The sequence below is a fragment of the Bradyrhizobium ferriligni genome (assembly GCF_056837965.1).
The window spans coordinates 1-24,545 of the sequence record NZ_JBXEJO010000106.1 but is presented as its reverse complement, the minus strand read 5'-3'; the positions used below and the strand labels follow the sequence as shown (position 1 = coordinate 24,545).

Annotated in this window: 19 protein-coding genes; 5 read left to right on the top strand and 14 right to left on the bottom strand. The window is 64.0% G+C overall.

Annotation, left to right across the window (positions count from 1 at the left end; genetic code table 11):
- Window positions 1-53 precede the first annotated feature (53 nt).
- The 3 genes from AC1VNY_RS39400 to AC1VNY_RS39390 all read right to left on the bottom strand — a co-directional run bounded on the left by AC1VNY_RS39400 (window position 54) and on the right by AC1VNY_RS39390 (window position 2,482).
- A complete protein-coding gene (locus AC1VNY_RS39400) occupies window positions 54-1,058 on the bottom strand; it encodes a TRAP transporter substrate-binding protein (protein ID WP_028342401.1) in 1,005 nt (334 codons plus the stop codon).
- Window positions 1,059-1,117: 59 nt separating this feature from the next.
- On the bottom strand, window positions 1,118-1,426 hold the full coding sequence (locus tag AC1VNY_RS39395) for a hypothetical protein (protein WP_482409215.1): 309 nt from the start codon (window positions 1,424-1,426) through the stop codon (window positions 1,118-1,120).
- Between the two features lie 702 nt (window positions 1,427-2,128).
- The gene (locus tag AC1VNY_RS39390) at window positions 2,129-2,482 is read right to left on the bottom strand and encodes a DUF2200 domain-containing protein (protein ID WP_482409214.1); all 354 of its coding nucleotides are present in this window, start codon (window positions 2,480-2,482) and stop codon (window positions 2,129-2,131) included.
- A 310-nt stretch (window positions 2,483-2,792) separates the two neighbouring features.
- On the opposite strand from AC1VNY_RS39390, the gene AC1VNY_RS39385 reads away from it, so the two are divergent.
- Window positions 2,793-3,746, top strand: a complete 954-nt coding sequence (locus AC1VNY_RS39385) for an MBL fold metallo-hydrolase (protein ID WP_482409213.1) — start codon at window positions 2,793-2,795, stop codon at window positions 3,744-3,746.
- 529 nt (window positions 3,747-4,275) lie between these two features.
- On the opposite strand, the gene dapD is transcribed toward AC1VNY_RS39385, so the two are convergent.
- From dapD to AC1VNY_RS39365, 4 genes are all read right to left on the bottom strand, one after another.
- Complete coding sequence (gene dapD / locus AC1VNY_RS39380; RefSeq protein WP_482409212.1) at window positions 4,276-5,247, bottom strand: 2,3,4,5-tetrahydropyridine-2,6-dicarboxylate N-succinyltransferase; 972 nt, start codon at window positions 5,245-5,247, stop codon at window positions 4,276-4,278.
- 230 nt (window positions 5,248-5,477) lie between these two features.
- Window positions 5,478-8,264: a formate dehydrogenase subunit alpha gene (gene fdhF / locus AC1VNY_RS39375; protein WP_482409211.1), complete on the bottom strand. Its 2,787-nt coding sequence runs from the start codon at window positions 8,262-8,264 to the stop codon at window positions 5,478-5,480.
- A gap of 36 nt (window positions 8,265-8,300) precedes the next feature.
- Window positions 8,301-10,013: an NADH-ubiquinone oxidoreductase-F iron-sulfur binding region domain-containing protein gene (locus tag AC1VNY_RS39370; protein ID WP_482409210.1), complete on the bottom strand. Its 1,713-nt coding sequence runs from the start codon at window positions 10,011-10,013 to the stop codon at window positions 8,301-8,303.
- A 207-nt stretch (window positions 10,014-10,220) separates the two neighbouring features.
- Complete coding sequence (locus AC1VNY_RS39365) at window positions 10,221-11,474, bottom strand: molybdopterin molybdotransferase MoeA (protein ID WP_482409209.1); 1,254 nt, start codon at window positions 11,472-11,474, stop codon at window positions 10,221-10,223.
- A gap of 183 nt (window positions 11,475-11,657) precedes the next feature.
- Between AC1VNY_RS39365 and AC1VNY_RS39360 the strand changes: the two genes are divergently transcribed.
- Window positions 11,658-12,542 (top strand): formate dehydrogenase accessory sulfurtransferase FdhD, encoded by an 885-nt coding sequence (locus tag AC1VNY_RS39360; protein ID WP_482409208.1) that lies wholly within the window; start codon window positions 11,658-11,660, stop codon window positions 12,540-12,542.
- A complete protein-coding gene (gene mobA / locus AC1VNY_RS39355) occupies window positions 12,535-13,167 on the top strand; it encodes a molybdenum cofactor guanylyltransferase MobA (RefSeq protein ID WP_482409207.1) in 633 nt (210 codons plus the stop codon). Before AC1VNY_RS39360 ends, mobA begins: the two co-directional genes overlap by 8 nt.
- Window positions 13,168-13,285: 118 nt before the next feature.
- Here the strand turns inward: mobA and AC1VNY_RS39350 are convergent, their stop codons facing one another.
- The 4 genes from AC1VNY_RS39350 to AC1VNY_RS39335 all read right to left on the bottom strand — a co-directional run bounded on the left by AC1VNY_RS39350 (window position 13,286) and on the right by AC1VNY_RS39335 (window position 17,952).
- Window positions 13,286-13,924, bottom strand: a complete 639-nt coding sequence (locus tag AC1VNY_RS39350; RefSeq protein ID WP_482409206.1) for an HD domain-containing protein — start codon at window positions 13,922-13,924, stop codon at window positions 13,286-13,288.
- Between the two features lie 193 nt (window positions 13,925-14,117).
- Entirely contained in the window at window positions 14,118-15,110 is a 993-nt protein-coding gene (locus AC1VNY_RS39345; RefSeq protein ID WP_482409205.1) for a LysR family transcriptional regulator, read from the bottom strand.
- Between the two features lie 291 nt (window positions 15,111-15,401).
- Entirely contained in the window at window positions 15,402-16,961 is a 1,560-nt protein-coding gene (locus AC1VNY_RS39340; protein WP_482409204.1) for a 2-isopropylmalate synthase, read from the bottom strand.
- Between the two features lie 421 nt (window positions 16,962-17,382).
- Window positions 17,383-17,952, bottom strand: a complete 570-nt coding sequence (locus tag AC1VNY_RS39335; protein ID WP_482409203.1) for a bifunctional transcriptional activator/DNA repair enzyme AdaA — start codon at window positions 17,950-17,952, stop codon at window positions 17,383-17,385.
- A 125-nt stretch (window positions 17,953-18,077) separates the two neighbouring features.
- On the opposite strand from AC1VNY_RS39335, the gene AC1VNY_RS39330 reads away from it, so the two are divergent.
- Both AC1VNY_RS39330 and AC1VNY_RS39325 read left to right on the top strand, forming a co-directional pair.
- Window positions 18,078-18,515 (top strand): nuclear transport factor 2 family protein, encoded by a 438-nt coding sequence (locus tag AC1VNY_RS39330; RefSeq protein WP_482409202.1) that lies wholly within the window; start codon window positions 18,078-18,080, stop codon window positions 18,513-18,515.
- A gap of 415 nt (window positions 18,516-18,930) precedes the next feature.
- Entirely contained in the window at window positions 18,931-21,180 is a 2,250-nt protein-coding gene (locus AC1VNY_RS39325; protein ID WP_482409201.1) for a spermine/spermidine synthase domain-containing protein, read from the top strand.
- A gap of 388 nt (window positions 21,181-21,568) precedes the next feature.
- Here AC1VNY_RS39325 and AC1VNY_RS39320 read toward each other — a convergent pair whose 3' ends face one another.
- Genes AC1VNY_RS39320 through AC1VNY_RS39310 form a run of 3 tightly spaced genes read right to left on the bottom strand, consistent with a single transcriptional unit; the run spans window position 21,569 to window position 24,364 of the window.
- Window positions 21,569-22,510, bottom strand: a complete 942-nt coding sequence (locus tag AC1VNY_RS39320) for a polyphosphate kinase 2 family protein (RefSeq protein ID WP_482409200.1) — start codon at window positions 22,508-22,510, stop codon at window positions 21,569-21,571.
- Window positions 22,476-23,486 (bottom strand): branched-chain amino acid ABC transporter permease, encoded by a 1,011-nt coding sequence (locus AC1VNY_RS39315; protein WP_018272974.1) that lies wholly within the window; start codon window positions 23,484-23,486, stop codon window positions 22,476-22,478. The genes AC1VNY_RS39320 and AC1VNY_RS39315 overlap by 35 nt, the downstream gene beginning before the upstream one ends.
- On the bottom strand, window positions 23,483-24,364 hold the full coding sequence (locus tag AC1VNY_RS39310) for a branched-chain amino acid ABC transporter permease (RefSeq protein WP_482409199.1): 882 nt from the start codon (window positions 24,362-24,364) through the stop codon (window positions 23,483-23,485). The genes AC1VNY_RS39315 and AC1VNY_RS39310 overlap by 4 nt, the downstream gene beginning before the upstream one ends.
- Window positions 24,365-24,545: the final 181 nt, after the last annotated feature.

The window sequence follows — 24,545 nt, the reverse complement described above, 5'->3', positions numbered from 1 at the left end:
GCATGCGGGAGAGGGAGCGCACCGCCTTCTCGGCGGCGATCAGGCGATCCGCCTCAGTTCATCGGGCTGCGGCCGGTTTCCTTGAGGAATTCGTCGATCAGCGGCTGGCCGACGCGCGAGGCCACGTCCTTGTAGACCGGCATCATTGCCTTGCGCATCGCCTCGTCCTGCTCCGGCGTCAACGCGACGATCTCGGTCTTGCCGGCCTTCTTGATCTCGGCGAGCGCGTCGTCGTTCTCCTTGGCCGACTGGCTGTTGCCGAACTCGGTGGCTTCCTTCATCGCCTTGGAGAGCTGCTCGCGGATATCGGCCGGCAGGCCGTCCCAGAACTTCTTGTTCACGACCACGACGTAGCCGATGTAGCCGTGATTGGTGACGGTGGCGTACTTCTGCACCTCATGCATTTTCTGGGTGTAGATGTTCGACCAGGTGTTCTCCTGGCCGTCGACCACGCCGGTCTGCAGCGCCTGGTAGACGTCGGAGAATGCCATCACCTGCGGGATCGCGCCGAGTGCGCGGAACTGGGCTTCCAGCACCTTCGACGACTGGATGCGGAACTTAAGCCCCTTGTAGTCGGCGGGCGCGACCAGCTTCTTGTTCGCGCTCATCTGCTTGAAGCCGTTGTCCCAGTAGGCGAGACCGGTCATCCCCTTGGAATCCAGCTTCTTGAGCAGCTGGGCGCCGAGCGGGCCGTCGGTGACCTTCCGCAGCGACTTCAGGTCGGGCAGGATGTAGGGCAGATCGAAGACTTCGAATTCCTTGATGCCGATCGGGCCGAACTTCGAGTTCGACGGCGCCAGCATCTGCACGGCGCCGAGCTGCAACGCCTCGAGCTCTTCCTTGTCCTTGTAAAGCGTCGAGTTCGGGTAGACCTCGACCTTCACCTTGCCGCCGGTGTACTTCTCGGCGAGTTCCTTGAACTTGTCGGCCGCCTTGCCCTTCGGCGTATCCGAGGCCACCACGTGGCTGAATTTGAGAACGATCGGCGACTGCGCCGCCGCAGGCCCGACAAAGGTCAAGGCCGCGATCGATGCCGCAGCCAATATGAGTTTACGCATGTTTCCTCCCGCGTAATTGCGGAGCGCGAATACCGGCCCCGAGACATCCGGTCGCACCATTACAGACAAGCAAAGACGATTGCCATTGCCCCTTTAGCAGGGGCCAATTGCACGATTGCTGCACTGCAAAATTCGATGCGGCGGTATCCCCTTCGGCTCTTGCGACCGTTCAATGACACCGCCCGCACGCTGTGCCCGGCCACGGCAATGAGGTCAATGCGAGGTTTGGCAATGGCGGGTTCGCCGGGCGCGAATGCTGCGCGTGTTTTTTGCCGGCTGTCGTCCCTGCGAAAGCAGGGACCCATACGCCGCGGCAAATGTTGCAGATGGGACTCTTCGTTGTCGTCCTGGCGAAAGCCGGGATCCATAATCACCGCATTTGATTGTGAACGAGGTCGTGGCCCCAGCATCGCGCAACAAATCTCATTTGGGGTAATGGGTCCTGGCTTTCGCCAGGACGACACTGAGTATGTTGGACGACGTGTGGCTCACGCTTCCGTAGTCTCGCGGCGCATTGCGTCCGAGCTTTGCACCTTGTTCCGCCCTCTCATCATCAGAGGGCGCAGGGAAAGCCGGGTCCCGATCGCACCCATGGGCGCCGTGCTAAAGGTAGAAAGCACGGGGATAGGACCACAGGTGTAACCGGAAACAACCCGGCTTTCCCTGCGCGATGGGTTACGGCTTATACGTGCTCTCCCCGGCGAGACTTGACTTTGTTGTCACCGTCTTCGCAAAGCACTTTCGCGTCTTGCGAGAGGACACCTGCCGCTAGGGCGTCAGGACCACACGACTTCACCGTCCGCTTCATGCGCACTCGTCAGTTGCGCAATCGGCGTCCACCGCATCTCGACCCACGTTCGTGACGACCGCGAAGCGCCCCTCGATCGGGTGAGACGGGGCAAACCATACACCGAGCTGCACTTCGGATAAAGCGAAATATTTTTGCTGCGGGGCTTGCGCCGTCGGGCAAATCAGTGGCAACGGCCCTCCCCGGTCCGTTCGTCATTGCGGGCGACGCATCCGCGTCCAATGTCGCCTCGCCGCGCGGACGGAATCCGGTCGATCAGGCATCATTCCTTCCGCAGGATCTTATCCATGGCCTTTCCACGGGCCAGCTCATCGATCAGTTTATCCAGGTAGCGAATTTCCCGCATGGTCGGCTCCTTGATTTCCTCCACCCTGACACCGCACACCACGCCCTTGATCAGGGCCCGAGAAGGATTCATTTCAGGCGCCTTTGCGAAGAACGTTTCGAAGTCGGTTTGTTTTTCCAACTGAGCTTCCAGCTCCTTCGGACCGTAGCCGGTCAACCAGGAGATCACCTGATCGACCTCCGCTTTCCTGCGTCCCTTCTTCTCCGCTTTCGCGACATAGAGCGGGTAGACGCTTGCGAAGCTCGTTGTATAGATCCGATGCTTGGCCATGAATTGCTCCGAACGTTCGTATTCCGGGGTCTCGACGGGGAAATATTAGTCCTGGGTTGAACCGGCTTCGCCAATCCGAAGTGTCGCATGTGGCTGGGGGCATGGCGATGGCCTGTGCGTCCCGTTTCGTCCCCAGCGCTCACCTGCGGCGGCGCGCATGCGTTGGCAGCAATCGCTCTACAGCGACGGCAACCGCTCTGGGGCAGCGCCCCACCCGATCCGTTAGATCACCACCATGTCCAATCCACCGGCGGAAACAAGGCGCCACCGCGGGATCGAACATCAGGATCGAACGCAGGAGTTTTCAACGATGAACCAGATGATCCGCAATACTCAGGAGACAAGCATGAACCGCGACAACGCCTCGCACGCCGATCAGGCGGGGCCAAACGAGTTGGTGCCATCACGCTACGCGCTGAAGATCGGCGAGATCGACGTGCTGGTCGTCAGCGACGGGGTGCTGCCGCTGCCAACCAAGATGCTGGCGCACAATGCCGAGCCGGCCGTCCGCGCAGCCTGGCTGGACGACATGTTCCTGCCGCCGGACGCGTTCGACTGGGCCCTGAACGTGGTCGTGGTGCGAAGCGGCGGGAAAACCATCCTCGTCGACGCCGGGCTGGGGTCGGACCCGGACCTGCACCTGCCCAAGGCCGGGCAGACGGTCAAGCGACTGGAGGCCGCCGGCATCGATCTTGGGTCCGTCACCGACGTGGTGCTGACCCACATGCACATGGACCATGTGGGCGGGCTGCTCGTCGAGGGCCTGAAGGAGCGGCTGCGTCCGGACCTGCGGATCCATGTGGCGGCCGCCGAGGTCAAGTTCTGGGAGGCGCCCGATTTCTCCCGCGTCTCGATGCCGCCGGGATTCCCTGACGCGCTTCGTGCGACCGCCAAGCGGTTCAGGAAAGAGTACCAGAGTCAGTTGCGGCTGTTCGACGAGGAGCACGAGGTGGCGCCCGGAGTGGTCGTCCGTCGCAGCGGTGGCCATACCCCCGGTCACAGCGTGGTTCGCCTGGCGTCCGGCGGCGACCGGCTGACATTCGCCGGTGACCTCGTGTTCGCGGTCGGCTTCGAGCACCCCGAATGGTACAACGGCTTCGAGCACGATCCCGAAGAGGCGGCCCGCGCCCGGATCAGTCTGTTGCGGGAACTGGCGGCGAACCGCGAGCTGCTGGTTGCCACGCATATGCCGTTCCCGTCCGTCGGACATGTCGCGGTCGAGGGTGACGCCTTCCGTTGGGTGCCGGTGTTCTGGGACTACTGAGACCCTGTCGAGTTAGAGCCGAACCGGGGCGCGTACTCATATCGATCATGGGTGCGCGCTCCGGCTTCCGCGCGGCCCTTCTGAGCAAAGGTCGGCTACGGGCCACAAGCGGTTATTCAAGCCGGTCGAGAGCGAATTAGCTTGCCTTGCTTTGAGTCCTTTTGCACTCTCAGGCAAAGGAGGCCGATGCATGAAGATAATGACCGTCGCGTGCGCTCTCGGAGCGGCCCTCGTGCTGTGCAACCTCGGGACGTCTGGTGCTGAAGCCCGGGCGCGGAAGGCACAAGTCGTTCATGAACCAAGGAGGGTCATTATCCCGACGCCCGTGATAAGGCCAACTCCGTGGGATTATTATATTGTTCCACGATATCAATATCGCCCTGAAGACGACCGGGTCGACCCATACGCCCCGCCCCTGGAGTCGTCGTGGCGCCTCTATGAGGCGTGGCGGTGGCCATACTGGTGGTGAACGGCGATCGCGCCAAACAGATCGCATTCCGAGTGGTGATCGTCCCCTGACGGACGGGGACTAGCTGTGAAGTTGCGCGTTGAGGCCGTCCCAATTTGGTGTACGTCTGGTTGCCTCAAGAGCGCCACTCTGGGAATTCCGACGAAAAAGCAGGCCCTTCTGGCCCGAGAGTTCCTTGGCTTTCAGCACTCGGCCATCTTCCAAAAGGATGCGCGCGCCTGCCGTGACATAACAGCCCGCTTCGACGATACAATCGTCACCCAATGAAATGCCGATACCGGCGTTGGCTCCGATCAGGCAGCGCTCGCCAACTGTAATCCTCTCTTTCCCTCCTCCGGACAGAGTACCCATGATCGACGCTCCGCCGCCAACGTCGCTGCCGCTTCCGACAACCACACCGGCGCTGATCCGGCCTTCGACCATGCAGGGACCGAGCGTACCCGCGTTGAAATTGCAAAAGCCTTCATGCATGACGGTCGTGCCCGGCGCCAGGTAGGCCCCGAGCCTTACGCGATCCGCATCTGCAATTCTCACCTCCGCAGGCGTCACATAATCGGTCATGCGCGGAAACTTATCCACGCCTGTCACCTCAAACGCGAGGCCACGCTTTCGTGCTTCCATTCGCGCGTCCGGTACACGAGAGCACTCACAGGGACCGAAGGTCGTCCAGGCAACATTAGGTAACAGACCGAAAACACCCTCGAGGTTCAGGCAATTCGGCTGGACGAGCCGGTGGCTCAGCAGATGGAGTCGAAGATACGCGTCGTGCACGTCAGTCGGCGCAGATGCAAGGGAGCCAATTTCCGTACGGATTGGAACGATGTCGACATTGCGAATGTCGTCGTGTCGCGCATATCCGTCCGCCGACTCGCCCAACGATCTGCTGATCTCGTCGCTCGCCAGCCGCACCGTTGCCGCCTTGTCGGCCTCCGCAACCAGGCGCAGCTGAAGAAACCAGGAATCCAGCACGCGACCGTCAGCGGCAATCGTTGCAAATCCCTCGCCTCTCGCGCCCCTCAGTTCCATCGCCATTCGAATGTCTCACACTACGATCCTGCACGTCATGCATACGCGAGTTTTCGTGGAAATGGCAACTTCCGGACTCTCAAACACGTCCGCTTCGGGCAACGGGCGACATGAGTCCACGCCGCAGCGACGCCCCGCTCGTACGCTCTGAGCGATCGACGGTGCTTGCGGTGCCGTGTCGGGCGAGCGAGTAGCCGGGTCGGCCGGCTCGCCCTCCACGCTTCGTGCCGGGACCGCTACTCCGCCGCGGTCCGGATATCGATCTTCTCGGCACGGACCGCGCAGAACTTGAACTCCGGAATCTTGCCGAACGGATCGAGCGCCGGGTTGGTCAACAGGTTCGCCGCCGCCTCCGCATAGCAGAACGGCATGAAGACCATGTTCTCGGGCACGTCGCGGTCGGCGCGCACCTTGACCTCGACCGCGCCGCGGCGCGTCTCGAGACGGATGAAGTCGCCGGGCGCGAGTCCCTTCTTGCGCATGTCCTTCGGGGTCATGAACGCGACCGCCTCGGGCTCGATCTGGTCCAGCACCTGGGCACGGCGCGTCATCGAGCCGGTGTGCCAATGTTCGAGCACGCGGCCGGTCGACAGCACCATCGGGTACTCGTTGTCGGGCAACTCGTCCGGCGGGATCACCTTGGCCGGCACGATCTTGCCGCGGCCGCTCTCGGTCGGGAAACCGGTGGTGAAGATGATCTCGTTGCCGGGCTTGTCGGGATCGTCGACCGGATAGGTCACCGCGCCCTCGCGCACCAGGCGCTCCCAGGTGATGTTCTTCAGCGACGGCATCAGCTCGGCCATCTCGGTGAAGACCTCGCCCGGCCCCGCATAATTCCAGGGCAGTCCCATCCGCTTGCCGATCTCCTGGATGATCCAGAGATCCTGCCTTGCATCGCCCGGCGGCTTGATCACCTCGCGCGCCAGCTGCACGCGGCGGTCGGTGTTGGTGAAGGAGCCGGACTTTTCGGCGAACGCCGAAGCCGGCAGGATGACGTCGGCGTGGAACGCGGTCTCGGTGACGAAAAGGTCCTGCACGACGAGATGATCGAGCTTGGCCAGCGCTTCGCGCGCGTGCTGCAGGTCAGGATCGGACATCGCCGGATTCTCGCCCTCGACATACATGCCGTGGATCTCGCCGGCGTGGATCGCGTTCATGATCTCGACGACGGTCAGCCCGCGCACCGGATCGAGCTCCTGCCCCCACAGCTTCTCGAAAGCGCCGCGCATGTCGTCGCGGCCGACCGGCTGATAGTCCGGCAGGAACATCGGGATCAGGCCGGCGTCGGAGGCGCCCTGCACGTTGTTCTGCCCGCGCAGCGGATGCAGCCCGGTGCCGGGGCGGCCGACCTGGCCGGTGATCAGAGCCAGCGCGATCAGGCAGCGCGCATTGTCGGTGCCGTGGACGTGCTGGCTGATGCCCATGCCCCAGAAGATGATCGACGATTTGGCGCGGGCATAGGCGCGCGCGACCTCGCGCAGCGTCTCCGCCGGAATGCCGCAGATCTGGGACATGCGCTCCGGCGTGAACTCCTGGATCTTCGCCTTCAGCTCGTCATAGCCCTCGGTATAGCCGGCGATGTACTGCTCGTCGGTCAGGCCTTCGGTGATGATCGTGTGGATCATCGCGTTCAGCATCGCGACGTCGCTGCCCGGTTTGAATTGCAGATGCTCGGTGGCGTGGCGCGACAGCGTCTGCCGGCGCGGGTCCATCACATAGAGCTTGGCGCCGCGTTTGGCGGCGTTCTTGATGTAGGTGGCGGCGACCGGATGATTCACGGTCGGATTGGCGCCGATCACCCAGATCACCTCGGCGTCGGCCGCGGCTGCGAACGGCGCCGACACCGCGCCGGAGCTCAATCCCTCGAACAGCGCCGCCACCGACGAGGCGTGGCACAGCCGCGTGCAGTGGTCGACATTGTTGGAGCCGAAGCCGGTGCGCACCAGCTTCTGGAACAGATAGGCTTCCTCGTTCGAGCCCTTGGCCGAGCCGAAGCCGGCAAGCGCCTTGGCGCCCTTCTCGTCGCGGATCTTGCGCAAGCCCGCCGCGGCGAGATCGAGCGCCTCTTCCCAGGATGCTTCGCGGAAATGGGTGTAGGGATTGGCCGGATCGACCTGGTCGTTGGCATCTTTCTTGACGCCGGGCAGCCGCACCAGCGGCTTGGTCAGGCGATTGGGGTGATGGATGTAGTCGAAGCCGAAGCGGCCCTTGACGCAGAGCCGGTTGTGATTGGCGGGACCATCGCGGCCTTCCGCGTAGATCACCTTCTCGTCCTTGACCTGGTAGGTGACCTGGCAGCCGACGCCGCAATACGGGCAGAGCGAATCCACCTTCTTGTCGGGATAGGTGACGCGGGTCTGCTTGTCGTCGAGCATGACCGCCGGCATCAGGGCGCCGGTCGGGCAGGCCTGCACGCACTCGCCGCAGGCGACGCAGGTCGATTCGCCCATCGGATCGTCGAAGTCGAACACGATCTTGGCGTCGTGGTTGCGGTAGGCCATGCCGATCACGTCGTTGACCTGCACCTCGCGGCACGCCCGCACGCACAGGCCGCACTGGATGCAGGCGTCAAGATTGACGCTCATCGCCGGATGGCTGGTGTCGGCGTGCCAGCGTTCAGTCGCGGGAAAGCGGCTTTCGGTCACGCCGGTCTTCTCGGCCCAGTGCCAGAATTTCGAGTCCGGATCGTGCGAAGTCTCGCGCGCCGGCTGGTCCGCCACCAGCAGCTCCATCACCATCTTCTGCGCCGCGACGGCGCGCTGGCTGGCCGACTTCACCTTCATGCCGACCGTCGGCGTCCGCTTGCAGGACGCCGCCAGCACGCGCTCGCCTTCGATTTCGACCATGCAGGCGCGGCAGTTGCCGTCCGGCCGGTAGTCCGGCGCGGGCGAATAGCACAGATGCGGGATCTCGGTGCCCTGGCGCTTGGCGACCTGCCAGATCGTCTCGCCGGCCCGCGCCTCGACCTGCTGGCCGTCGAGCTCGAACTGAATCGTCAGGCCTGAGTTCTGATTGTTGCTCATTCAAATCCTCGTCGAAATTCGTCTGCTCGGCCTCGCCTACTCGGCGGCTTGCTGCGGACGAAAGCCGTCCGGAAAATATTTGATCACTGAGGTCAGCGGATTGGAGGCCGCCTGACCGAGGCCACAGATCGACGCATCGCGCATCGCCTGGCTCAATTGGTCGAGCAGTTCCTTGTTCCAGACCGGCTGCTGCATCAGCAGCGCCGCCTTCTCGGTTCCGGCGCGGCAGGGCGTGCACTGCCCGCAGCTCTCGTCCTCGAAGAACTTCATGAGATTCAGCGCGGCGTCCCTGACGTCATCGACCTGCGAGAGCACGATCACGGCGGCGGAGCCGATGAAGCAGCCATATTTCTCCAGCGTGCCGAAATCGAGCGGGATGTCGTCCATCGACGCCGGCAGGATGCCGCCGGATGCACCGCCCGGCAGATAGGCCTGCAAGGTATGGCCGTCGGCCATGCCGCCGCAGAACTCGTCGATCAACTCGCGCAGCGTGATGCCGGCGGGAGCGAGCTTGACGCCTGGATCCTTGACGCGTCCCGACACCGAGAAGCTGCGCAGGCCGTGGCGTTCGTTGCGGCCGTGGCTCTTCCACCAGTCGGCGCCCTTCTCGACGACATCGCGCACCCACCACAACGTCTCGATGTTGTTGATCAGCGTCGGCAGGCCGAACAACCCGACCTGGAACGGATATGGCGGCTTGTGCCGCGGCAGGCCGCGCTTGCCCTCGATCGATTCCAGCAGCGAGGATTCCTCGCCGCAGATATAGGCACCGGCGCCGCGCCGCAGATGCAGCGTCGGACCACCCGGCGGGAGCTTTGCGATCTCGCGCGCGAGGATCTCGCGGCAGGCCGGGTACTCGTCGCGGATATAGATGTAGACTTCGGGCGCCTCGACCACGTGGGCGCCGATCAGCATGCCCTCGAGGAAGCGATGCGGATCGGTCTCGAGATAATAGCGGTCCTTGAACGTGCCGGGCTCGCCCTCGTCGCCGTTCACCGCCATCAATCGCGGACCGGGTTCGCCGAGCACCGCGCGCCACTTGCGGCCGGTCGGAAATCCGGCGCCGCCGAGGCCACGCAGCGACGCATCGTCGAGCGCCTTCAGCAGGTCTTCGCGCGGCAACTCGCCCGAGCGCAGGCGCGCCAGCAGCTGGTATCCGCCGCCCGCCACATAGGCGTCGTAGTCGACATATGGCGGAAGGTGCACATGGGTGTCGCGGTTCTTCGCTGCCGCCAGCACATTGGTGACGGTCGCATGATCGACGAAGTTGTGGCCGACCTCGGCAGCGGGCGCGGTGTCGCAGCGGCCGACGCACGGTGCGCGCACGACGCGGATGCCGGGGCCGGCGCGGCCCTGCAGATCCTTCAACAGCTGTTCGCCGCCGAGCATCGCGCAGGTCAGCGAATCGCACACACGCACAGTGAGCGGTGCGATGTCAGGCTCGCCTTCCTTCACGATGTCGAAATGCGCGTAGAAGGTGGCGGTCTCGAACACTTCGGCGAATGACAGCTTCATCTCGTCGGCGAGCGCGGCAAGATGCGCCGCCGAGATCTGATGGTATTTGTCCTGGATCAGATGCAGATACTCGATCAGGAGGTCGCGCCGCCTCGGACGATCGGCGAGCAGCGCCTCGATCTCATGGGCGGCCACAGGGTCGACCTGGCGTCCCTTGGGCGTGGCCTTCGCTCGCTTCCTGCCCTGTCCGGGATGCTCGAACGCACGAACCTTGTGAACGTCGTCTCGACTCATGAAGCCTCGCCTTGGGAACCACGCTTTGCGCGAATTGCACTGCTTCGACGAACTGTATTCTCTGGTATGCCAGAGGCAAGCAGTTTTAGAACGCCTCTAGCAGCGTCGGGTTGCCGCGTAGGCCGTTGTTTATGTTTGCCTATCGGGCGATCTGATTTTGCTATCGCGCGCCCGTCGCGCTGCGCGGTCTCGACCGCGTTTCAGCTCTCACAGCAGGTCGGCGTAGCCGAGAAAGCCGACAGCATCGCCAGGTTCAACCCGCACGACGGACTCGCCGAGTTCGACCAGTCCATCGGTCTCGATCAGCGACGACAGCAGGCCGGCTCCTTCGCGAGGAAACTTGTTCGCTTCCAGCGCACCGTCCGCCGCCCGTCGCAGTGAGACGCGGACATATTCGCGCCGCCCGCTCTTCTTCTTGTAGCTGAAGGCGGCCCGCACCGGCATCGGCAGCAAGGGGGACGGCACAGCGCCCGACAGCGCCAGCACGGTCGGCCGCACGACATGGACGAAGGTGACGAAGCTCGCCACCGGATTGCCGGGCAGGCCGATCAACGGGCTGCCGTCGATGATTCCCATCGCCACCGGGCGGCCGGGCTTGATCGCCATCCGCCACAGCACCAGCGAGCCCGCCTGTTCGATGCCGGCCCTGACGTGGTCCTCTTCGCCGGTCGAGACCCCGCCCGTGGTCAGGATCAGGTCGTAGCGCCGCGCGACCTGCTTGAGCGCAGCGGCGAGTTCGGCCCGCTCGTCGCGCAGGATGCCGAGATCGCCGACCTCGCAACCGAGCCGCCGCAACATCGCCATCAGCATGAAGCGGTTGGAATCGAACAGTTGCGCTTCGGTGCGCGCGCTCCCGGGCGCAGCCAGTTCATCGCCAGTCGAGAACACCCCGACGCGAAGCCGCCGCACCACATCGAGCGTGGTGAGCCCGAAGGCCGCAGCGACCGCGATATCCTGCGGGCGCAGGCGCCGTCCCGATGCCAGCGCGACATGGCCGCGCGGAATGTCCTCGCCGGCCGGACGCACATTGGCGCCGACCTTCAGGCCGGACGGCAGAATCACGTTTCCCGCATCGTCGATCCGCACGTCTTCCTGCATGAACACGGTGTCGGTGCCATCAGGCATCGGCGCGCCGGTGAAGATCCGCACCGCCTGGCCCGCCTGCGCCGGCTGCGCCGACGCGCCCGCCTGCACCCGTCCGGCAACGGGGAATGCGCGCTCGCCGCTCGCCGGCAGGTCCGCGCCGGATACCGCGTAGCCGTCGACGGCGGAATTTTTGAACGGCGGCAGTGCAAGCGGCGCGACAATATCGCCGGCCAGGATGCGTCCGTCCGCATCCACCAGGGCAACGGTTTCGGTCTCGCCGACAGGCTTGATCCGCGCGGCGATGATCGCGACGGCTTCGTCGACCGACATCATCGGTCCGCCGAACGCGAAGCAGTCGTCCGAAAGCTGCGCCATGTGTCCCTCAGTCCTCGGCCATCGACAAGATTTGTTCGACCCAGATCGCGAACTGCGCGTTATCCTTAAAGCCGGACCGATCGATGGCAGTTCCCGCGACGCGGCGGAGAGTCGCCAGTCAGTCTCCGAACGTGCTTATATCCCTAGCTGCATTGCCATGTGAACCCATTCGGACGTCCAGCAGTGACCGAGAAAACCACCGCTCCCATCATTGTTCCTGATCCGGACGATCCGCGCCTGACGGAGCGCGTGGTCGGCGTCGATCAGACCGGCGCACGGACCGAGATCAAGGTGCCGGTCGAGCGGCCGCTGACGCTGTACCTCAACGCGCAGGAGATCGTCACGATGATGACGATCAACGACTATCCCGAATACCTCGCGCTCGGCTACCTCTTGAACCAGAACATGCTCAAATACGACGATGTCGTCACCGAGGTCGAATATGACGACGATCTCGAGGTCGTCGTGGTGCGCACCGCGCACCACACCAATTTCGAGGCAAAGCTGAAGAAGCGCACGCAGACCTCGGGCTGCGCCCAAGGCACGGCGTTCGGCGACCTGCTCGAAGCCGTCGAGAAGGTGGCGCTGCCGAAGGCCGAACTGCGGACCTCCTGGCTCTACCGGATGACGCACACCATCAACACGATGCCGTCGCTTTATCTGGAAGCCGGCGCCATTCACGGCTGCGTGCTGTGCAAGGAGGCGACGCCGGTGTGCTACACCGAGGACGTCGGCCGCCACAACGCCGTCGACAAGATCGCGGGCTGGATCTATCGCCACAATGTCGATCCAGCCGACAAGATTCTCTACACCACCGGGCGGCTGACCTCGGAGATGGTGATCAAGACGGTGCGGATGGGGATCCCGATCCTGGTCTCCCGCTCCGGCTTCACCGCATGGGGTGTCGATCTGGCGCGGCAGGTCGGATTGACGCTGGTCGGTCGCGCCCGCGGCAAGCGCTTCATCGCGCTGTCGGGCCAGGAGCGGATCGTCTACGACCAGAACCTCGACTATGTCGAAGAGGAATCGATGCGTCACAAGCGCAAGGGCGAGATCGACAATGACTGATATTCCGGGGACTGCCGTCCCGGGCGTGCTGCTCGCCGGCGGCCTCGCGCGGCGGATGGGCGGCGGCGACAAGCCAATGCGCAAGATCGCGGGCCGCACCATTCTGCAACGGGTGATCGACCGTCTCGCCCCGCAATGCAGTGGGCTGATCATCAACGCCAATGGCGATCCCACGCGCTTCGCCGCGTTCGGCCTCCCGGTCGTCGCCGACGACGTTGCCGACTATCCCGGTCCCCTCGCCGGCATCCTGGCCGCGCTCGACTGGACCGCCGCCAACCGGCCGGATGCGCAATGGGTGCTCAGCGCCGCAGGCGACTGTCCGTTTCTGCCGCGCGATCTCGTCACGCGCCTGGAGCAGGCACGCGCGGCTGACAATGCCGAGCTCGCGGTCGCTTCATCCGGCGGGCAGACGCATCCCGTCATCGGCCTCTGGAGCGTCCGCTTGCGGAATGAATTGCGCCAGGCGCTGGTCGTCGAGGACGTGCGCAAGATCGACCGCTGGACCGCGCGCTATCCGCTCGCAACGGTCGAGTGGCCGACCGAGCCGCTCGATCCGTTCTTCAATGCCAATACCGTCGAGGACATCGCGGAAGCCGACCGCCTCGCCGCGCTCGACGGCGGCTAGAGCATTTTCGGTTCTGATTGAATCAGAACCAAAGCTCTAGATTCTTGTTTTGACGCGTTTTCTTCACGCGAACCGGTGTCCACTTCGCTCGAAAACGCTCTAATGTCCGCCGCCCGGATCAGCTCGGCCACGGCGTATTGCGGATCCGGGTGCAGGCATTCGGCCGGTGAAAGGCGGGATCGCGCTCCGCGACGAAGTCGAAATTGACGGTGCCGAACGTGGTCTGGGGCTTCTTCAGGGCCGAGCAGGTCTGAACCTCGATGAACTCGTTCTTGAAATCGCCGCGGGGAAACGCCGCAAGGACGCCGTCGCGCTGCTCGGCGGTATAGTCATCGTATCCGACGCCGACGGCATCGACCAATACGCCCGCATTGGTGAGCGCGATTTCCGGCCGCATGTACTGCGGAATGCCCGGCGTGGTGTGCAAGGCGATCGCTTCCCACACGAGGTCCGCCTTCGGCTCGGCGATGCCGTGGCTCCTGAGAAACTTGCGCGCGGCATCGGCGCCGTCGACCTCAAACCGTTTGGTCTCGGTATGGAAGTGATCGACAAGGCCGAGATCGTGAAACAGCGCGGCAACATACAGCAGTTCAGGCTCGAACTTCAGATTTTGCCTGACGCCCTTGAGCGCGCCGAACACAAACACGCGGACCGAGTGATTGAACAACATTTCGGTCTCGTATTGCCGCACCAGCTCGGCGGCCTCCCGCGCGATCTTGCTGTCCGGGATTCGAATGCCGGAAATCGTGTCCGCCATCATCGCACTCCTGCATCCATCTGTAGCCTTGCCAGGCGTACGCGGGACTGCCAACGGCGTCGCGAGCGATGCGTACCGGCAACCTCGCCGCGGTAAATACTATCCGCTACGTAAACCGCGAAGGGTGAACCGGGAGTCCCCTCGCTGCATGAAGATTCTGCAGAGAGATAGTGAGACTGATGCAGCATCCGGCTCAGCGCGCCTGCACCACGCCTATCCGCGCTGTACTTCCCGCCTCAGCCACCCGCAGATAGTCCAGCATCAGGCGGCTGGTTGCCGACAGATGCGCGGTGTCGCGGGTCACGATCTTCAGTTCGCGCCGTCCCCAATCGTCGCGCAGCGGGATGGCGCGAAGGCCCATCCCGGCGCCGACCACCTCGAAGGCGCGGTCGGGGATCAGCCCGAGTCCCATATTGGCCTGCACCATGCGGCAGACCGCATCAAAGCCGGGCACATTGATGCGCAGCCGCATCGCCTTGCCGGCTTGCGTCGCCGCATATTGCGAGCGCAGATAGATCGAGCTCGCGGTGTGCAAGCCGATATGGTCGAAATCGAGGGTTTCGGTGAATAGCAATGTCTCACGGCCGGCCAGCCGATGGTCGGCGCGCATCACCACCACCAGATTGTCGTAGCGATAATGGAAGGCCTCGAGCGCGCGGCTGTCGGCCTCGGCCGAGCAGATGCCGATCTCGGCTGCGCCCTCCTCGATGCCGCGCACCACCTGCCCGCTCGGCCGCTCTTGCAGATCGACGCGGAGCAATTCATGCGCGGCGAAGAAGGCGGAGAGATCCTCGGGCAGGTATTGCACGATCGCCGAGAGATTGGCGAGCATGCGGACATGTCCGCGCACGCCTTGCGAATATTCCGACAGCTCGACCGCGATCTTCTCGACATTGAGCAACGTCACCCGGGCGTGGTGCAGCAGCGCCTCGCCGGCCGGCGTCAGCGCCATGCCCTTGGCGAGCCGCTTGAACAGCGTGACGCCGAACGCCAGCTCGAAATCGTTCATCCGTTTCGACACCGCCGACGCCGCGATCCCCTCGCGCTGCGCAGCGCGGGTGAGGTTCTGCTCGTCGCAGACCGCGACGAACAGGCGAAGCGTTGTCAGGTCGACCCGGCGCGTCAGCGCGGTCTCCGCCGGCGTGGCGGCGCGCGGAAGGTCTGTCACGATGGAGGAGATCGGCATGGACGGCGTTCCCCGGGAAAGAACGCAGCGTAGCGCTGGAGATGGCGCGGAAGATTCCAAAGCAGTGCGGGATGGAGCGGATTGTTGGGATAAGATTCCAACAATGGTCGAGTTGGGCGGTTTTTATCCCAACCAGTCGCCGGCAGTTGTCATTACGAATGCAGTTCCTCACCGCCACCCCCGCGCAAAGGCTTCGCCTTTGCACGGGGATGACGGGTCTAAATGTGGGCGTTCAAACAAAAAACGCGGCGCCGAGGCGCCGCGTTTCGACTTATCGATTCTGCGCCCTCGTCAGCCCGCGGCCTTGGCCGGCACGTCGCGCTGGCGCTTCATCACGATCTTGTTCAGCGCGCCGAGATAGGCCTTTGCGGAGGCGACCAGCGTGTCCGGATCGGCGGCGCGGGCGGTCATCGAGCGACCTTCATGGGCCAGACGCACCGAGACTTCGGCCTGCGCGTCGGTGCCTTCGGTCACCGCGTGCACCTGATAGAGCTCCAGCTTGGCCTCGTGCGGCACCAGGCGCTTGATGCAGTTGAAGACGGCGTCGACCGGGCCGTTGCCCTCGGCCTCCTCGATCTTGATCTGGCCGTCGACGTCGAGCTTCATGGTCGCGCGCTGCGGGCCATGGGTGCCGGCGATCACGGTCAACGAGGTCAGCTTGATGCGGTCGTGGGCGGCCGCCATCTCCTGGTCGACCAGCGCCTCGATGTCCTCGTCGTAGATGTCCTTCTTGCGGTCGGCCAGCGCCTTCATCCGCGTAAAGGCATCCTCCAGCTGGTTGGCGCCGAGCTTGTAGCCCATCTCCTCCAGCTTGTGGATGAAGGCGTGGCGGCCGGAATGCTTGCCGAGCACCAGCGAGGACTGCTTCAGGCCGACCATCTCGGGCCGCATGATCTCGTAGGTCGAGGCGTCCTTCAGCACGCCGTCCTGATGGATGCCGCTCTCGTGCGCGAACGCGTTACGGCCGACGATTGCCTTGTTGTACTGCACCGGGAACGAGGTGGCCGCGGACACCACCTTCGAGGCGCGGGTGAGCTGCGTGGTGTCGATCTTGTTCCAGAACGGAAACTTGTCGTTCCGCACATTGATCGCCATCACGATCTCTTCCAGCGCGGCATTGCCGGCGCGCTCGCCGATGCCGTTGACGGTGCACTCGACCTGCCGCGCGCCACCGACGACGCCGGCCAGCGAGTTCGCGACCGCCATGCCGAGGTCGTTGTGGCAATGCACCGAGAAGATCGCTTTGTCGGAGTTCGGCACGCGCTCGATCAGCGTGCGCATGAAGTGGGTGTATTCCTCCGGCACCGTGTAGCCGACGGTGTCGGGGATGTTCACCGTGGTGGCACCGGCCTTGATCACCGCTTCGACGATCCGGCACAGATAGTCCATCTCGCTGCGGGTGCCGTCCTCGGCCGACCATTCGACGTCGTCGATCTGGTTGCGGGCGCGGGCGACCATCGCGACCGAGGTCTCGATGACTTCCTCGGGGGTCTTGTTCAACTTCACCCGCATATGCAGCGGCGAGGTCGCGATCACGGTGTGGACGCGGCCGCGGCGGGCGAACTTCACGGCCTCGGCGCAGCGGTCGATATCGGCCGGATGGGCGCGGGACAGGCCCGCGATCACCGCGTTCTTGGAGCGGCGGGCGATCTCGCTGACCGCCTGGAAATCGCCTTCCGAGGTGATCGGGAAGCCGGCCTCGATGACGTCGACGCCCATGTCGTCCAGCAGCTCGGCGACCCCGAGCTTTTCCTCGAAGGTCATGGTGGCGCCGGGGCACTGCTCGCCGTCGCGCAAGGTGGTGTCGAAAATGATGACGCGGTCCTTCTCGGACTTGTTCGCGGTGGCCATGTCAGAATTCCTTTAAGCTTTGCGCCCGTCATGTTGCTCCTTGAGCAATTGCTTGGGCGATATCAGGGTTCGGTGATCTCGTACAAACCCCTGAGTGCCCAGGCGCAAACGCCCAGCCGGCCCTCAGGGGCAGGTAAGAAGAAGGCCGCCAATAAGCAGGGTGGGCGCTGCGGCAGGGATCGTGGCGGTAGCCTGGGCTACCTCCCCAAAGATCCCATCAATTTGGCCGCGAATCAGCATTGCCAGACCCTGTTGAGCGCCAAAATCCTCGGACAAAACCATTGACGGTTGGTTGCCGGGACGCGCTGTGCGCCGTCGTTCTAGACGATTATGGCAAGCCGCCGCAATGGGTAAAGATGGTCAGGTGGGTTGACCTATCGTTGTCGCATGGCCAGGCGCGTTCCACTCCTTTCTCGTCCCCTCACCTCCGCCCGCGCGAAAATGCGCGCAGGCTCGACGGCGAACGACCGTAGAGGTCGGCGAAGGCGGCGTTGAAGCGACGGACGCTGCCAAAGCCGGCGCGGAAGGCGATCGCGGTCATCGCGTCGTCGGTGGTGTCGATCAGGCGCTTGGCGCGCTGCACGCGGCGCGTGGTCGCGACCTGCTGCGGGCTGGCGCCGACATGGCGCTCGAACAGCCGCGCGAGGTGGCGCGCGGTGATGCCGAGCCGGTCGGCCAGGGCTGCGACCGAGCCGCGCTCCAGCGCGCCGCCGTCGATCAGCTTCAGCGCACGCGCAACCGTAGAGCGCGTGCCGTTCCAGGCCGGACAGAACGGCGCAGTCTCGGGACGGCAGCGCAGGCACGGCCGATAGCCGGCCGCCTCGGCCGCAGCGGCGGTCGGGTAATAAGTGATGTTGCGCGGCAGCGGATGTTTCACCGGACAGACCGGACGGCAATAGATCCGCGTGGTCTTCACCGCCGTGAAGAAGCGGCCGTCGTAGCGCGCGTCGCGCCGCAGCCGCGCAGCGTTGCAGGCATCGAAGCTGAGCATGGGGCGGAGTCTAGCGCATCGCGCGGTCAAGGAAAGTGGCCCTAGGTGATGAGGTCCGATTCCGGCCAGCGCGACCCGCAGCGCTGACCTAGATCGATCCGATCGATCAACCCGGAGACATCGCCGTGACCAACCCGACAGCCAGGGAAACCAGCAAGCAAATTGTCCTCAACGCCTGGCAGACTTTCAGGACCCGCGACGCCAAGCTGATTGCCGCACTGTTCGCGCCGGATGCTGAATGGATCGCACCCGCCGGCAACGCCACCGCGATCGCGCTCGATCACGCCGACCACATGATCGGCGCTGACGCGATCGCCCGCTTCCTCTCGACCGAGATGCACCGCCTGTTCTCCGAGATCGACATCGCGTTCCGCGCCGTTCATGCCGACGGCGACAGCGTGATCGTCGAGGAGCGCATGCGCGCGACGCTGCCGGGCGGCCGGCGCTATGAGAATGACTACTGCTTCGTGTTCGTCATCGAGGCAGGCCGCATCAAGCAGGTGCGGGAATACATGGATACCCGCAAGGGCTGGCAGATGGTGTTCGGAGAAACCGCGGCGTGACGACTGCGGACTGTAGCGCGACTTCGTCAGAACTCGCGTGAGGGGACGCAGCGCCGAGCGGGTTCCCGGAACAGCGCAGCGGAACCCTTCCCACACCATGACACCATGGCTTTGACCGACAACAACCTCGGCGCGAATATGTCCGAATGTATCAACCTTTGCTCAACAGGTTGCATCTAGTCTGCGGCGACGGCCGGATGCCAAGGGTGCATCGAACGAAGCACCGGCCGTTCTACGCGGACGCAACACGCGCAAGGGTGTTGCGGACAGAGGGCGTGCTGAACGGGTTCGAGCGGATTTCAGCAAGACCGAAGCGGACTCACATCACGGGCCGAGAAGACGGCCACCTGGTGTCGCCGGCGCTTGGGCCGGCGATCCGGGCGATGACTTTGGTGGTTAAGGGGACATGGGGACAATGCCCGAGACAAACGTGGCCGCAGGGCTCAATCAGCGACAATTCGGCTTCAACCTCTTCCTCGTCGGATTCCTGATCCTGTTCCTCGAACTGGCCTGCATCCGCTGGTTCGCAGCCAAGGTCGTCTTCCTTCAGTTCTTCACCAATGTCGTTCTGCTCGCGTCCTTCCTCGGCATGTCCTGCGGCTGCCTTGCCGCGCGTCGCGGCACCAACTGGCTTCGACTGTTTCCTGGAGTGGCGCTTCTGACATTTGCCAGTGCCTTCCTGATCATGGTGGCATATTCCAATTGGGGCGGGCTGGTGGTCGACGTCGGCCATCAGGCATCGCCGCAGGAAGTGTTTTTCGGCACCGAAGCCCGCAAGCCCGACCTCGCGACATTCGTGGTGCCGATCGAGGCGATCGCCGGGCTGTTCTTCGTCCTGATCGCACTGATGTTCGTCGGACTCGGCCAGACGCTGGGCCGCGCCTTCGACGCCTATCCCAATCGCGTCGCCGGCTACTCCCTGAACATCGGCGGCAGCCTTGCAGGCATCATCGGATTCTCGCTGTTGTCGTTCGCGCAGGCACCGCCAGTGCTCTGGTTCCTGGTCAGCTTCGTCGGGATCGCCTACCTGCTCTATCAGGACAAGGGCCTGTCGATCATTCGCCTCGCGACGCTGGTCATCGTGGCGGCCTTTACCGGGATCTATACCGGCACCGACAGTTCCGACGTCCATGAAAACCGCTGGTCGCCCTACTACGCGGTCGACTGGAACAGATCGAACGACGTGATCACCGTCAACAATATCGGCCATCAGGAAATGATGCCGTTCGGCGAACGCGGCTCGTCCTATTCGCTGATCCATCTGCTGCAGAAGCACAGCGGCGGCGCGCCGTTCAAGGATGTCATGATCATCGGCGCCGGCTCCGGCAACGATCTGGCGCATGCCTTGCGTTTCGGCGTCGAGCGCATCGATGCGGTCGAGATCGATCCCGTGATCCAGGACATCGGCATCCACAACCACCCCGACAAACCGTATCAGGACCCGAGGGTGGTGCCGCATCTCGACGACGGCCGGCATTTCCTGCGCACCACCGAACGCAAATACGATCTGGTCGTCTACGCGCTGGTCGACTCGCTGATCCTGCACAGCGGCTACGCCAACATTCGTCTGGAAAGCTATCTGTTCACCGAACAGGCCTTCCAGGACGTCCGCCGCGTGCTGAAGCCGGACGGCATCTTCGTGATGTACAACTACTATCGCCAGGGCTGGATCGTGCAGCGCGTCGCCGGGATGGCGAAGCAGGTGTTCGGCTGCGATCCGCTGGTGCTGCCGCTGCCCTACAAGGAAGCGCTGACCTCGTCCGAGGCGGTCGGCTTCACCACCATCATCGCGGGCTGCAATCCGCGCATCTCGACCGCGTTCCGCGACCGCGGCCAGTTCTGGCTGAACAGCCTGCCGCCGGAAAATCTTTCGATCGACGGCTTCGACAAGCCGCAAGACAAGGCACAAGACAAGGCACAGGACAAGGCACAGGACAAGGTGCAGGACAAGTCAGCCGCGCCGCGCGGCGACTGGGTGCCGCTGGCGCCGGCGAAACTGGTCGTCGACAATGAAGGCGCCAGGCAATCGACCAGCGACGACTGGCCGTTCCTCTATGTCAGCGGACGGCTGATCCCCGATCTGACCGTTCGCTCGATCATCCTGCTCGGCGTGCTCGGGCTCGGCCTGGTCTATCTGTTCAAGCCGAAGGGCGCCTGGCGGCCCAACAACCGGATGTTCTTCCTCGGCGCGGCCTTCATGCTGCTGGAAACCAAGGCGGTCGTGCAGATGGCGCTGCTGTTCGGCAGCACCTGGCTGGTCAACTCCGCGGTGTTCTTCACCGCGCTCGTGCTGATCCTCGCCGCCAATCTGTACGTGATCAAGGTGCCGTCCACCCGGCTGGTGCTGCATTATGCCGGGCTCCTGGTGCTGCTGGCGGTCTCGGTGCTGGTGCCGCTGGACACGTTCCTGAGCGGCGGCATCGTCTGGCGCTACGTGATCCCGTGCGCGCTGGCGCTTGGCCCGATGTTCTTCGCCGGCGTGATCTTCGCCCGCTCGTTCCGCGACGAAGCCAATCCCGACCAGGCGTTCGGATCCAACATCGCGGGATCGGTGATCGGCGGCCTCGCCGAGTCGTGCTCGACGCTACTCGGCTTCCGCTATCTCCTGATCGTCGCGATCGGCTTCTATCTGCTGTCGGCGTGGGCGCCGTCGCGGAAGGCGTAGCGGCGACTAGCGCTTGACGTCGCAAGGGGTAAGGGATGCACCGGCGGCAGGGTTCCCCCCGTCGCAGGGGCGCCCTGCCAAAATATCGAAAACAACCCCATGCACAGTAGCCGGCGGCCGCCCGGCGTTCGACACGGCAACTTGACACGTCGGGCAAATCAGTCGTATTTTTCCATTATTCCGAAATTGCGCAGACGCTCCGCGGCCATGGCATATCGGAAAGCCCTGCTGCGTCGCTTCCCTGCGGCCACCCGTTGCGACGCCCACCGTTGAGTCCGTGACTCCTCCGACACGTCGTCCCTGCTTCCGCAGGGACGACGGTAAGGATGGTTCCCGATCGCAGTTGGCCACGAGCGAAAGGAAACCGCGCCGCTACTTTTTGCGCCGCCTACTTCTTCGCGGGTATCTTCTTCTCCGCCGCGCCCTTGCCTTCCGCCTCCAGTGCCGCGCGGACGCGCTTGAATTCGCTTAAGTCGGCCTTGTCCACCTCGGGGAATTTCAGATCGAGCTTGTCGAGCGCATCGACGATGGTCGAGCCGATCACGACGCGGGCGAACCATTTGTGGTCGGCGGGCACGATGTGCCAGGGCGCCTCTTTGGTAGCGGTGTGGTGGATCATGTCCTGATAGGCGGCCTGATATTTGGCCCACAGCTTGCGCTCGGCGACGTCGGCCATCGAGAACTTCCAGTTCTTGGCCGGCTCCTCGAGCCGGTCGAGGAAGCGCTGGCGCTGCTCCTCCTTGGAGACGTTGAGGAAGAATTTCAGGATCACGGTGCCGTTGCGCGACAGATAGCGCTCGATCGCCGCAATGTCCTCGAAGCGCTCGCGCCAGATGTCCTTGGTGACGAGGCGCTTCGGAATCTTCTGCTTGTCGAGCACCTCGGGATGCACCCGCACCACCAGGCACTCCTCGTAATAGGAGCGGTTGAAGATGCCGATGCGGCCGCGTTCCGGCAACGCGATCATCGCGCGCCACATGAAGTCGTGGTCGAGCTCCCTGGTCGACGGCTGCTTGAAGGAGGAAACCTCGCAGCCCTGCGGATTGACGCCCTCGAACACGCTCTTGATCGCGGAATCCTTTCCGGCGGCATCCATGCCCTGGAAGATCAGCAGTAGCGACCAGCGGTCCTGGGCGTAGAGCTTCTCCTGGAAATCGTTGAGCCGCTTGCGGTTGGCCTCGATGATCTTGCCGCCGGCGTCCTTGTCGATGCCGCCCTTCTCGGCGGTCGGATACGATTTGAGGTGAAATTCGCCCGACCCGTCGAAGCGGAACGGCGCGACGAAGGGCTTCAGTTCATCGGCGAGCGATGGGGACGGTTTGTTGCTCATGGCTTCTCGACGGCTTGCGTGGCGATTTGATCCGGTCGATCACGCTACCAAGAATGCCCTTGGGCAGGAAGATGATGAACAACACCAGCAGCACGCCATAGACCAGATTGTCCCAGCCGACCGCCTTGGTGCCAAAAGAGATGCGCAGCACCTCGGCCAGCACGATGGTGATGACGGCACCGACCGTCGGCCCCAGCGCGACATAGACGCCGCCGACGATCGCCGCGAACACCATCTGCAGGGAGACCGCGATGCCGCTCACCGTGTCGGGCGAGATGAACATCTGGTACTGGCAGTAGAGCGCGCCCGACAGCGCGGTCATCAGCGCGCTGATCAGGGTGATCTTGAGCTTCTCGGCGGTGACGTTGACGCCGGCCGCGGCGGCGGCATCCTCATCCTCCGAGATCGCCTCCATGGCATGGCGGATCATGCTGCGATCAATCGCGCGCCAGATCACGAGGCCCAAGACCCAGACCGCGAGCGCGATCAAATACCAGGTGGTCTTGTCGTCGAATTGCAGCGCGAGCAGCCCCTTGCCGCTCGGCGCGCGCTGCGGCGTGTAGCCGAGCGAGCCGCCGGTATAGTCGCGGGTCGCGGTGATGACCTGCAGCACGATGCCCGACAGCGCCAGCGTCACCAGCACGAAATAATGCCCGGTAATGCGAAAGCGAAAGCAGGGATAGGCGACGACGAGCGCGAGCACGCCGGCGGTCGCCATGCTGAGGGGAATGCCGATCCAGGGCGACACGCCGAGATGGTTCCACAGCAGCGCGGTGACATAGGCGCCGATGCCCATGAAGCCGCCATGGCCGAGCGAGACCAGGCCGAAGCGCCCCATGATCGACCACGAGGTGTAGGCGAACGACCAGATCAGGATCAGCACCAGCACGTGCAGATGATAGGGATCACGGTGCACGAAGGGCACCGCGACGAGCGCGAGCAGCGCGATGATCCAGCCGGCGGCTTGCCTGTTCACGAGCGCCTCGCCAGGAGGCCCGCGGGCCGGATGAACATCATGACGATGAAGAAGGCAAAGGCCAGCACGTAGCCCCATTCGAGATCGGAGAACAGGCCGCCGAGCGAGATGATCTCGGCGAACACGAAGGCGGCGATGAAGCCGCCGATGAAATTGCCGAGCCCGCCGAGCACGCAGATCAGGAAGGTGATCGGCCCGAACGACAGGCCGACGAACGGATGCACGTCATATTGCAGCACCAGCAGGCAGGCGGCGAGGCCGGCGAGCCCGCCGCCGATCGCCGAGGTGACGAGATAGATGCGCTTGGGGTCGACGCCCATCAGCGGCATGATCTGGCGGTCCTGCGCGATGGCACGGATCGCGGTGCCGGTGAAGGTGCGGGTCAGGAACAGATAGACGCCGATCATGCCGAGCAGCGCGGCGGCGAACGACAGCAATCGCGCGTAGCTGAAATTCATCTCGCCGAGCGCGAGCACCGGCAGGCGGATGCCGAGATTGCGGAAGTCGATGCCGAAGGCGACGGTGGCAAAGCTCTGCAGGATGAACAGCACGCCGCCGGTGGCGAGCAGCTGGTTGATCGGCGGCGCGGTCAGGAGCGGGGCGATCACGAAGAAATGCAGCGCGCCGCCGAGCAGCCCCACCAGCAGGATCACCAGCGGCGCGGCGGCCCAGTATGGCAGGTGAAAAACCTGCACGAGATAGTACATGCCGTACATGCCGATCATCACGAGTTCGGCGTAGCAGATCCAGGTGACGTCGATGACCCCGAAGATCAGGTTGAGCCCGAGCGCGAGCAGCGCCAGCACGCCGCCGAGCAGGATCCCGTTGATGACGGCCTCCAGCAGGTAGATGTCGAAGATGTCGAGGAAGGATTGCATGGTGTGCCTTTCTTACCTCTCCCGCGTGCGGGGGAGGTCGGATCGCATCTTCAGATGCGATCCGGGTGGGGGCTTTCTCCTCAGAAAGACTGTCGCGAGGGGCGAGACCCCCACCCCCCCCCCCCCCCCCCACCCGGCGGGGGGGGGGAGGCGGGGGTGTTTCATAATTAAACACCCCGTC